The 11641-nt window shown below is 34.2% G+C and carries 11 protein-coding genes; all 11 read right to left on the bottom strand.

Annotation, left to right across the window (positions count from 1 at the left end; genetic code table 11):
- Positions 1-240 (bottom strand): hypothetical protein (locus tag Q5O30_RS10540; protein WP_370553119.1); only part of this gene is annotated, 240 nt, incomplete at its 3' end.
- A gap of 355 nt (positions 241-595) precedes the next feature.
- The gene (gene clpX / locus Q5O30_RS10535) at positions 596-2035 is read right to left on the bottom strand and encodes an ATP-dependent Clp protease ATP-binding subunit ClpX (protein WP_021953708.1); all 1440 of its coding nucleotides are present in this window, start codon (positions 2033-2035) and stop codon (positions 596-598) included.
- A gap of 155 nt (positions 2036-2190) precedes the next feature.
- On the bottom strand, positions 2191-3759 hold the full coding sequence (locus tag Q5O30_RS10530) for a S1C family serine protease (RefSeq protein WP_021953707.1): 1569 nt from the start codon (positions 3757-3759) through the stop codon (positions 2191-2193).
- Between the two features lie 148 nt (positions 3760-3907).
- Entirely contained in the window at positions 3908-5230 is a 1323-nt protein-coding gene (locus tag Q5O30_RS10525; protein ID WP_021953706.1) for an LCP family protein, read from the bottom strand.
- A gap of 23 nt (positions 5231-5253) precedes the next feature.
- A complete protein-coding gene (gene galE / locus Q5O30_RS10520) occupies positions 5254-6270 on the bottom strand; it encodes a UDP-glucose 4-epimerase GalE (protein WP_021953705.1) in 1017 nt (338 codons plus the stop codon).
- Between the two features lie 37 nt (positions 6271-6307).
- Complete coding sequence (locus Q5O30_RS10515; RefSeq protein WP_021953704.1) at positions 6308-7564, bottom strand: YbbR-like domain-containing protein; 1257 nt, start codon at positions 7562-7564, stop codon at positions 6308-6310.
- A complete protein-coding gene (gene cdaA, locus Q5O30_RS10510) occupies positions 7539-8423 on the bottom strand; it encodes a diadenylate cyclase CdaA (protein ID WP_021953703.1) in 885 nt (294 codons plus the stop codon). The genes Q5O30_RS10515 and cdaA overlap by 26 nt, the downstream gene beginning before the upstream one ends.
- 39 nt (positions 8424-8462) lie before the next feature.
- The gene (locus tag Q5O30_RS10505) at positions 8463-9422 is read right to left on the bottom strand and encodes a hypothetical protein (RefSeq protein ID WP_021953702.1); all 960 of its coding nucleotides are present in this window, start codon (positions 9420-9422) and stop codon (positions 8463-8465) included.
- Complete coding sequence (locus Q5O30_RS10500) at positions 9422-9862, bottom strand: hypothetical protein (RefSeq protein WP_021953701.1); 441 nt, start codon at positions 9860-9862, stop codon at positions 9422-9424. The genes Q5O30_RS10505 and Q5O30_RS10500 overlap by 1 nt, the downstream gene beginning before the upstream one ends.
- A 216-nt stretch (positions 9863-10078) precedes the next feature.
- A complete protein-coding gene (locus Q5O30_RS10495) occupies positions 10079-10918 on the bottom strand; it encodes a hypothetical protein (RefSeq protein WP_021953699.1) in 840 nt (279 codons plus the stop codon).
- Complete coding sequence (locus Q5O30_RS10490; protein WP_021953698.1) at positions 10919-11641, bottom strand: hypothetical protein; 723 nt, start codon at positions 11639-11641, stop codon at positions 10919-10921.

Genomic DNA, 11641 nt, shown 5'->3' with positions numbered 1-11641 from the left:
GGCTGCTACTGCCGTGGTATCCATTAATCCGAATAATTTTGGAATGGAACTGTAAGAATAATTTCTAAGACCGATTTCCCTTATTCTGTCTAAACGCTCATAGGCACATACATACCGGTAATTTATCAGCTGCGGACAATACTCACTGTACTTCTGACGGATGATTTCCGGATTTTCAGCAATTTCCCAGATAAAATCCCCATACTCCTCTGATGTAATTATATCCTGACATTCAGGCATGGTTTCACCTGCTTTTTTTAACAGCCTATGTTAAAAAATTCAATATTATGATATAAGCATAAAAATTATAAATTGCCACTGTTTTTTCCACAAATAAGCAATTTATACTTTTTAACTGCCTGTGGAACATCCTGTAACCGCCGTTGCTGCAAGAGCCATGGCTACTAATAATGCTAATGCTTTCTTTCTCATATCAATCATCTCACTTTCTTTTTAATTTAAAATAAGCATAGATGACTAACCTTAATTAAACTTAAAATTATTTGATATAAATTTAAATATATTTTAAGGGCAAATCTGTTTTATAACAAATCTGCCCTTAGTTTATATAGCATTCAATTTTGGTTTACATAATTTATTCTATGCAATTCTGCCCTCTCATTCCTATAATTGGACCACCTGTTCCGTTAATGTATTCCTTAGTAATTTTTACAGTTCCAATATGGTCATCCTTTGGAATCTCATACATAATATCTAACATAAATTCCTCAATAATTGCACGAAGGGCTCTTGCTCCGGTTTTCTTTTCAATGGCTTTTCCGGCAATTGTTTTAAGAGCATCCTCAGTAAATTCCAGTTTTACCTCGTCTAACTCTAAAAGCTTCTGATACTGCTTAATTATGGCATTTTTAGGATCAGTAAGTATTTTTACCAGCATCTCCTCTGTTAAGCCATCTAATGTAAATACAATAGGAAGTCTTCCTAAAAATTCCGGTATCATTCCAAACTTTCTTAAGTCATCTCCCGTAACATTTTTTATAATGTTTTTGTCATTATCATATTTGTCTGACAAATCACTCATAAAGCCAATTGCAGCCTGTTTATTTAATCTTTCCTTAATTATGTCCTCTAATCCCGGGAAAGCTCCGCCACATATAAAGAGAATATTCTTGGTATTAACTGTAGCTAAAGGAACCATTGCATTTTTGCTTGTTGCTCCCACAGGAACCTCAACTTCACTTCCTTCTAAAAGCTTAAGCATTCCCTGCTGAACTGATTCACCGCTTACATCCCTGCTTCTTGAGGTGTCTTTTTTTGCAATCTTGTCAATTTCGTCAATAAATACAATACCTGTTTCAGCTTTTTCCACATCATTATCTGCTGCTGCAAGTAATTTTGAAATTACACTTTCAATGTCATCTCCTATATAACCTGCTTCAGTTAAGGATGTAGCGTCTGTTATGGCAAGAGGAACATCCAATAATTTTGCCAGTGTTTTTACAAGGTATGTTTTACCACAGCCTGTAGGCCCAATCATCAGCATATTAGACTTTTCAATTTCTATTTCATCCATTGTATTTGTTGCCACACGCTTGTAATGATTATATACAGCCACTGACATTACCTTTTTGGCATATTCCTGTCCAATTACATAATCATCTAATTTTTCCTTTATAATATGTGGTGCCGGAATTTTATTTATATCAATAACCGGTTCTGTCTTTTCACCATCAGCTTTTTTCTTTTTGATCTTCTGCTTATGAGGTACATTTCGTATAAAATCCTCCGGATTCATCATATGTACCCCCGGCATGTTTAAAAGATTCTTTAATTCCTCTTCGCTGATATTTACATTCATACCAACGTTTTGAAAGTTGTTAAAGCTCTTTTGCAGACAATCTGTACACACGCATATCCCACCGGGCATATCTATCATTTTTCCTGCCTTACTTTCAGGTCTTCTGCATACGTAACAGATTTTTTCGTAATCATCTTCTTTATTATCTTTAGATGTTTCATTTGAATTAACATCTTTTAACTCTTCTTTTTCTAATTCGTCCTTGTTGTCACTCATACCTGCCTCCTGTTCTCTGATTTCTTTTGTCACAGTGGTAAGTTTATCACATATCACAAAAAACGTAAATAATCGGGTAAGACTGAACTTACCCGATTATAAGGAAATTTATTAATTAATGAAGAAATATTATAATCTATTTCTCATGATGGGGGCTAATTTTGTGTATTAGAAGCACCTACGTCACTGGCACTGGCAAGAGTTACTGTTACTGTTTTTTCCTTGTACTCTCTTCCGTCTGCATAGGCAATCTTCACTTTAACCTTTTCTCCTGATTTGTAATATGCCATTACACTCTTTAATGTATCATAAGATGTAATCTGCTGGTCATCAAAGGCTGTTATAATATCTCCTGCCTGAATACCTGCCTTGTCTGCCGGGCCATTCTTTACAGTCTCGTAAACATATACACCTGTTGGCATTCCATATGCCTCTGAAACATCTGATGTAACATCATATTTGCTGCTGATTCCTAACCAGCCCCGTTCATCTTCACTTACCTTTGTTCTGGTCTGCTTAGTCTCTAAGTTGTTGATAATATCCTTAACTGATGTAATAGGAATTGCAAATCCCATTCCTTCAACACTACTTGAAGTGCTAGAACCGTTAGAAGAATATTTAGCAACATTAATACCGATTACTTCACCTTTTGAGTTAAGTAATGCACCACCACTGTTACCACCATTTATGGCTGCATCTGTCTGAAGAAGTTTCATTTTCTTTTCTTCTATTGTAACTTCTCTGTCTTTTGCACTAATAATACCTGTTGTAACTGACTGTCCATATCCTAATGCATTACCAATGGCAATTACACCTTCACCTACTGTAACTGAATCTGAATCACCTAATGTAGCTTTCCTTATTGTATCTAATGTTTTGCTTGGAATATCTTTTAATTTAACTGCAACAACAGCCACATCTGCATTGGCATCTGTTCCTTTTGTATATCCGTCTACTGCTTCACTTGCTTCCATTCCGTCAAACTGAATTTTTAAGCTGTCAGCACCTTCAACTACATGGTTGTTAGTAACTATTAATAACTCTGTATCTGTCTGGTCAACAATAATTCCTGAACCGGCAGCTTCCTGCTCGTATGTCTGTTTTCTATTGTTACCGCCACCGAAATAATAATCATATATTGAATCATAACTGTTTGACTCAATTAATGTTTTGCTGGTAATGGCTACTACTGATGGCATTGTGTTATCTACAACTCCTGAAACATCTGTTACTGTAACTGCTCCTGATGAACTAGAGCCTGATTTGTTTGTGTTAGTAGAACCAATATCATTGTATGTTTCACCTTCTTTGGTTTCACCCTGTGATAATATACTGTCAATGGTAGATTTTCCATTTTTACTGTTACTGTTTGCTACTGCAAATATTCCCATTATACATGAAACACCTACAAGAACTGTAACAGCCGCCACTGCAATTACAACCGGTAGCTTATTTTTTTTCTTTTTGTTACCATTGTTTCCATTATTCTGATAATTTCCATTGTAGTTACCATTGTTATAATTACTGTTATAGTTGTTACTATAATTGTTATTATAATTGTTGTAACTGTTCTGAGAATTGTCTCCCTGGGAATAATAGGTATTCTCATATTCTTTGTTTTCTGAGTTTTCTGTGTTACCTGTGTCATTTACCTGCTGTTCATTTTGTGTCTGATTCTCCTCCGGATTTGTGTCAAATCCATTTGTATTTTCATTGTCTAACATGATTCCTACTCCTTTCGACAAATTCTTTTTGATTTATTTTATAACTAGAGTTTACAATTTAGTTGTGATTATTCTGTGTTTTAACTGTTAAAAACCTAAGAATTAAAATGCCGGCACACCTTTTAAGTATGTCGGCACTTTATCCTATTTAATAGAAATCACTTTGTCCTTTGTCATCGTAATCATAATCTGTATTATCAACTGTTGCCGTGGTTTCTTCATTAGAGGTAGTCTTTCCTGATTCAATTGGATTGTAACCATCTGAACCGGATGTAACTCCTGTATAACCTGCTACATAATTTTCAACTGCCACTACATTATCGGTAGGCTGATAGTTTTCTTCACCATATAAGAACTTGTGAAGTTCTGATACATTGTTCGATAAACCTCTTGCAACTACATAGCTTGTACCATCATAGGTTCCTGTAGTAAGCTGTGACGGAAATCCCTGACTTCCATTTAATTTAAAATCAAATATAACAGGTATCAGATTTACTATCTCATCAAAGGTAAAACTGGTTGAAATTATTCTGTCTCCTGCCTTATCGTCATTCATTACTGTCTGCACCATAGACTGGAGTTCCGTAATTCCTGCACTTTTTGCCTTTTCAACTAATTTCATCATAACTGAACGTTGTCTTGCAGCACGTCCAAAATCATCTGACACTCTATCCCCTGTATCCGGATCATAAAATGTCGCTTTTCTTATTCTACAGTATGTTGTAGCCTGTAATCCGTTAAGCTTTATATTTTTGCCGCTTTTCTTTACCGGGGTAGCATATTTACCCATGGCATTTGCTGTTCCCAGTAAATGGAAATTAAGTTGTGACAACTCATCATCTGTTAAATTGACTGTTATTCCGCCTAACTTGTCTATGATTTCTGCAACTCCTGCGAAATTAACCGTAACGTAATCCTGAATGTCCAAGTCTAAATTCTTATTTAAAGTATTTATTGCTGCTTCAGGTCCTCCTGCTGCATATGCTGAATTAACCTTAAAATACTTGTTCAGGTTTCCATCTGCATCATATATTCCCAACATGGTATCTCTGTAAATTGATACCATTTTCACTTCACCTGTTGTGTTATGAATATTTACTACCAAAATGGAATCACTGTTAGAAGCCTCCACTTCACCCTCTCTTGAATCTACACCAAATAAAACGAAGGTGGTGTATTCCTGAGAATAGTTGTACTTAAGTTCATTGGTCTTTAACTTAGTATTATCAAAGTTTGAGTCAAAAACACTGTGTACATATGCTTCACTTCCAAACCAGGAAATAATTTTCTGACCTATAGGTGTTGTTGCCATTCCCTTTATAATTTCAGCCTTCACATTAGGTACAAATAGAATTACCATTGCCGCAATAAGTATTATTCCAAAAATCACCTCAAAAGTTGTAGCAATTCTCTTCCATATTTTAATTGTTTTCAACTGTTTTTCCGGTGTTTTATTTTTATTAGAACTCATGGTCATCTCCCATCATATTTTACTTATTTGTATCCATTAGGATTTTTCTGCTGCCAGTTCCATGAATCTTCACACATTTCCTTAATTCCGTTTTTAGCAACCCATCCTAATTCTTCTTTTGCCAATGTAGGATCAGCATAACATTCAGCAATATCTCCTGCTCTTCTGTCTGTAATTACATATGGAATATCTTTTCCAACAGCTTTACTTACATTATTAATAACATCAAGTACGCTGTATCCGATTCCTGTGCCAAGGTTGTAAACCTTTACTCCCGGATTTTCTTCTATCTTCTTTATTGCCTTAACATGACCTTCTGCTAAGTCTACAACGTGAATGTAATCTCTTACACCTGTTCCATCCGGTGTCGGATAATCGTTACCAAATACATTTACATGTGGAAGCTGTCCAATGGCAACCTTCATAACATATGGCATAAGGTTGTTTGGAATACCATTAGGATCTTCTCCCATTAATCCGCTCTTATGAGCTCCAATCGGATTAAAGTAACGAAGTAAAATAACATTCCATTCTTTATCTGCAAACTGAATGTCTGTTAAAATCTGCTCTAACATTGACTTTGTCCATCCATAAGGGTTAGTACACTGTCCCTTAGGAAACTTTTCAGTAATTGGAACTGATTCAGGATCTCCATATACTGTAGCTGAAGAACTGAAAATAATGTTTTTAACATTGTGCTGTCTCATTACATCGCACATTTCCAATGTTCCTGATATATTGTTTTTATAATATTCTAAAGGTTTCTGAACTGATTCTCCAACAGCCTTAAGTCCTGCAAAGTGAATTACTGAAAAAATATCATTTTCTTCAAACACCTTTGCCATAGCTTCTCTGTCAGCTATATCATTTTCATAAAACTTTACTTTCTTTCCTGTTATCTGTTCAACCCTGTTCAATGCTTCTTTTGATGAATTGCTAAGGTTATCTACAACTACTACGTCATAGCCTGAATTTAATAACTCAACACATGTATGACTTCCAATATAACCTGCTCCACCTGTTACTAAAATAGTGCTCATTTTTTTCCTCCTGCATAATACTTAATGTCTTATGACATTATTTCTTTTTGGAAATTTTCACCCTGACCCTTACATCATTAACTAATGTAGCGCCATCAGGCAAGGTAACTGAAACATTTACGGTTTCTGTTCCTTCTTTATAATTATTTAAATTAATACTTGCGCCAATGTCATTTAAAGTGATTTTCTTAATAACATCATCTTTTCCCTGAAGCTCAACGTTAATGTTTTTACTTACAAATGCCATTTCATAGGAATTGTTTAATCCGTCTATGGCTATTTTGTCTGTATTAATGGTAAACTTCTTAGACACAAGTTTATTAATTTTAATAACAACGCTTATTACATCCATTTCTCCCTGACCTATATCTGTGCCTTCCGGAAGATATTTTCTTATATTTATCTTCTCCACAGTGTCAGTAGTCTTCCCGGATATATTAATAGTATCACTTATAACCAGTTTTTCAACTGTGTCTAGAACCTCTTTTTTCCCTATCAGGGTAATATTTTCCGGTGATACCGTTACTTTTCCTACATGATATCCTGTCTCAGGAGTTCCAACTGAAGGTGTTTCTATTGGAACCTGCTTTTCATTAAGAATGGTAACCGAAACACTTACTCTCTTAGATGAAAGCTTTATTTTATCAGACTTTAATATATTATCATACTTGTCATATACATATAATCTGCTTTTTGTTGTAAAGTCCTCATTTTCTCCGTCAATGTCACATCTTGCTACAACACGGTCAATCTTGTCTAGTAATGACTCCGGTGCCTTCACAGTAACCATATTCTTTGAAAGAGTATAGCCACCTGCAACATATCCTTCTTCAGGACTTCCATTGTACTCAACAGATACACTGTAGTTTTGCTTTTTAACCTGCTCTATGCTGACTTCCAGCGTCTGTTTTGACTGCTTCTCAATTGTAATTTTTCTTCCTATATAGTTTTGAACTGCTGATACCTGAACCGGTATGGCATTAACCTTTGATAACTCCTTAAGGGAAGCTGTTGCCGTAAAGTCTTCTGCTGATAACTTACTTACAACTGAACGTTTCCCGGATACTGTAATGTTTACGGTAGCATTCTTGTCGGAATCATATACCATATTCATATCAGTAATTACTTCCTCATGAGTTACGTTAATAGGAATGTTATATATTATCACTGTCTTTTCAGGATCACTTATATTTACAATCATAAGCCAGATTAATGCAGCAATAACAACCGCAATAACCTTTATACCTACGTTGTTTGTAAGGGATGCCTTAATTTTCATCATGGCTTTTTTCATTGCGGTTCCTTCCTTTCCATATTTTTTTCTTTGTTTTAACTTCATCCTTCGCCTGGGCTTTTGTAAGTTCATTCTTCAAAATAGCCGCATCTGCATATCGGATAAGTTTCCCGTCTTTTGCTATGGAAATACTTCCCGTTTCCTCTGATACAATTATTATAATACTGTCTGTAAGCTCACTTAAACCAAGACCTGCCCTATGTCTTGTGCCTAATTCCTTACTAAGAGATGTACTGTCTGACAACGGTATATAACATGTTGCCGCAACAATTTCATCTCCTTCTATTATAACTGCACCGTCATGAAGAGGAGTATTTTTTTCAAATATATTAATAAGAAGCTGACTGGTAATTTTGGCATCAAGCCTGATTCCCGTTTCAATGTACTGTCCTAAGTCATGTTCCTGGGTAATTACCATTAATGCTCCTGTCTTCGCCTTTGCCATTTCAAGGGTAGCCCTTGTTATTTCTTCCACTGACTTATCGCTAAAACGTTCATTTTCCAAAGTATTTCCCAATTTAAATACATTAAACAAAACGTTCTTTTTTCCTAATTCCTCAAGGGCTCTTCTAAGCTCAGGCTGGAAAATAATAACCAAAGCGATAATTCCGGCACTTAACGTCTTATCTATAATCCATAAAAGAGTAGTCAGGTGAAAAACCGATGCCACAACCATGAATAATACAAGCACAAGTATCCCTCTAAGTAAAATCCATGCTCTGCTTTTTTTGAACCATAATATAATGTAGTAAATCAAAACTGCAATAACAATTATTTCCACGATATCGCTGGCATAAATGTCAGGTATTGTCAAATATTTGTCTACAAAATTCTGAATATAACTTAATACTGCACTCATCACCCTGTACTCCTTTCTCTATATTTCAATAATCAACTGTTATCTTCTCTTTGGCTGAACCTTTCTCTTTCTTTGAGCGTTAATACGCTTAACATTCATCTCCGGAGCTGTTACGTTTATTTTTGGAACAGCTTTTACATAATAATAATACTCATCATCCTCAAACTGGGTATGTTCTGTCCTTGAATAATCCACTGAAAACAGGAAGAACTGCAATATAAATGCAAGGAGTATGGATATTATCGTCCCTATAATAATCCAAAATATTGAACTTTTTGTGTTCAACATAATACTTCCCACCAAAGTAATTACAAAGTCTACTATGGCTCCTGTAATAATTGCCACCGCCCAGGCATTGTTAATTGTTGCCCTTCTTATTATATACACCACCATTATGGTAATGGCTGATGCAATAACTGCCAACATCATTGCTTTATTATTACTCATCATATTAATAATGGCATTTATGCTAGCTGATCCTATAGTACCATCCGATGAATTAGTTATAACTGTAGCATTATTGCTGATTACATCTATCATATAGTATAATACCGTTCCAAATGCTACCGATACAATAGATACCGGAGAACATATAAGTCCCACTGCTATAGGAACCACAAATGGTATTTTAAGGAAATATGCTAAAGGTATTAACACCAGTAATGCTCCCTGTTTTGGGGTAAATCTGAAAAAGAACAGGAACATTATAAGCATTACAATAAACACCAAGGCTCCCAATTCCAAAGACATGGAAAATATATTTACCGCAATATCTGCTGCCAGTACCAGCACCAGCATACCCCATGTTAAAAATGCTGAAACTACGGATATTATAATTATAACCGGCCACATGTTAATAATATTCATATAACCTATGTTGCTTTTTATAACCATCAATGAAACAAGAACTGCCAGGAATTTTACAATTGGTCTCATAACAACTTCATGTTCTGCATAAAAGTTCTTTAATTTTTCCTTTAATTCAATTAAACCTGTCATTATTCTTCCTCATCTCCTTCTTCTTCCAATTCATCTATAATGGCATCATATTCTAATTCCTGTATTCTATGTAAGGTCTTCAAATCACCATTATATTCTTTAAGGTTCTTTCTGATTTTTCTGAATTTATGTGAAAAAAATGCATAACTAAAAATCATATATACAACTACGGTAATTATATAAAGCAAAACAATAACCACCACAAATACCGTAAAACTTCCTGTTGTAGTCATACTGGCAAAAACCCTGTCAGATTTATACATAAACCACAAAATCAGACAAAGCAGATATCCTACTGTAGCGCAAATAAAAGAACTTAACATTTTTAAAAGCATATAATCACTTTTGAAATACTTGCCTGTGCTGATTTCTTTTTTTTGATTTTTCTGCTCATATAATGACAGTTTTGTCATTAGTATAATCTTTTCATTATTAAGCATATAAATCTCCTAATCATCTAAAAAAGATAGTGGGCATAGAACCCCATAATTATTATGTATTTTATCATAACCTATACATACGTGCAAGCACGGACTCCATTTTCCTCCTTTATACTTTTTCCTGTGACTTCACAGAAAAACTCCCAAAAAACATTTCAGTCTGCTTTTTTAGTAAACCAAAATATTTTTCAGGAGTGTATATAATACTATTTTTCATTATCTGTTTTCTTTTTTATACCTTTTAGCCCCAGACCTGTAAATACTTTTGAAATGATTTCCATTTCCATCATATGTAACTATATCTACACGCATTCTGTATAATCCGGATTTTTTTAGTTTGAATTTCTTATTTGCATAAGCAATATTACTTTTTTTAACTTCACAATATTTTCTGTATTTTTTCCATTTTCCATGACTTTTTCTTAGTATGACAATTCTTATTTTGGTCTTTTTAGTAGTTGCATAGTCATTTTCCGAAAAAACAACAGCTGTTACATTTCCCCTTTTGCTAATACTAAAATCGGTATTTAGTAAAATGTTGCTGATGCTATTTTTTCCATTTATACTTACGGTATTTGATACATTGGCATCTATCATTTCCTGTCGCTTATTTTCTATTTTAAACTTTATATATTTTTTAAGCTCTTTCTTCCTATATAAACACGTAATTTCTATTCTATATTCGCCGCTATCTAAATAATTCCCTTCAATATTATAAACGTCGTTAATCAAAATGCTGTCAAATTCTCCTTTTCCCGGTTTCACTTTAATATTTCTATGGGTTTTAGTGGAATCTTTTGCCGCAAGTTCTTTCCACTTATTGTTGTCTTTTTTCTGAATGTCAACCTTTTTTACAACAATGGATTGGTTTGAAGCATTTCTTATGGCATAAACCGGCTCTTTTATTTTTTCATCTATTTTTATATTTTTCAGCTGCACATACACTTTAGCCTTATTTTCTCCTGCATATGCCGGGGTGACTAATAATATAGAAGTAACTACAATTACTGCCATTGCTAAAAACAATTTATTTGTTATTCCTGCATTTTTTCCCATTTACCGGTCCTCCAGATTTTCTATTATATTAATTGCAGTTTCCTCATTTGCATCACTGCCCTGTATGTTTACTATATGATAGTAAGCGTTGTCTGTAAAGTATGCAGTAATTCTATTTTCTTCATATATAAATGTTACTTCTTTTGCTCCTACTACCTTTTCCTTTGTTCCACCCTTTGCAATTTTTAAATTAGCGCCGGTGCTTATCGGACTTTCGGTGTAAGTTATGGTTCCATTATCTGATGTAAAACTTTGAACAAATAATTCTTCCGAATTATAATTATCCCTTAGTGCATAGCCCTTTGGAGCATTTTTTATTTGATATTTAATTCCGTCAGATGCAGTGTTTGAATTATCTGATGGTCGGGTTTGATTTTCACTTTTATTTTCAAAACTTATATTTATCATGTCTGTGGTATTATCCACAATTTTGTTCCACAAATTAACGTTAAAGGCATTAATGGCAAAAACATTTACTACAATAAAGCATAGAATAACTGCTGCTATGGAAGTTGCGTATCTTACACATACCTCTGCCCACCGTTTTCCATTAAACTTCTTTTCCGCTTTAATGAGATGAGACATTTTTCTCTCAAATCTTCCTGAAAAATTGTGTGCTTCCACTATGTCCGGCATTTTCTGCATAAATGTTTCATTGTACATAAATAATGCTTCTTTTAAAGCATCCTGATTTAATTTTTTTGTACTATTTCCATTAGACAC

This window comes from Eubacterium sp. CAG:161 (assembly GCF_000432355.1).
GTDB classification, from domain to species: Bacteria; Bacillota; Clostridia; order Lachnospirales; family Lachnospiraceae; genus Eubacterium_G; species Eubacterium_G segne.
Note: the sequence above shows the minus strand (reverse complement) of the source record. Positions and strands in the feature narration are given on the sequence as shown.

Coding starts and splice junctions, on each gene's coding strand:
- clpX (WP_021953708.1), bottom strand. CDS start 2,035: ATGAGTGACAACAAGGACGAATTAGAAAAAGAAGAGTTAAAAGATGTT.
- Q5O30_RS10530 (WP_021953707.1), bottom strand. CDS start 3,759: ATGTTAGACAATGAAAATACAAATGGATTTGACACAAATCCGGAGGAG.
- Q5O30_RS10525 (WP_021953706.1), bottom strand. CDS start 5,230: ATGAGTTCTAATAAAAATAAAACACCGGAAAAACAGTTGAAAACAATT.
- galE (WP_021953705.1), bottom strand. CDS start 6,270: ATGAGCACTATTTTAGTAACAGGTGGAGCAGGTTATATTGGAAGTCAT.
- Q5O30_RS10515 (WP_021953704.1), bottom strand. CDS start 7,564: ATGAAAAAAGCCATGATGAAAATTAAGGCATCCCTTACAAACAACGTA.
- cdaA (WP_021953703.1), bottom strand. CDS start 8,423: ATGAGTGCAGTATTAAGTTATATTCAGAATTTTGTAGACAAATATTTG.
- Q5O30_RS10505 (WP_021953702.1), bottom strand. CDS start 9,422: ATGACAGGTTTAATTGAATTAAAGGAAAAATTAAAGAACTTTTATGCA.
- Q5O30_RS10500 (WP_021953701.1), bottom strand. CDS start 9,862: ATGCTTAATAATGAAAAGATTATACTAATGACAAAACTGTCATTATAT.
- Q5O30_RS10495 (WP_021953699.1), bottom strand. CDS start 10,918: ATGGGAAAAAATGCAGGAATAACAAATAAATTGTTTTTAGCAATGGCA.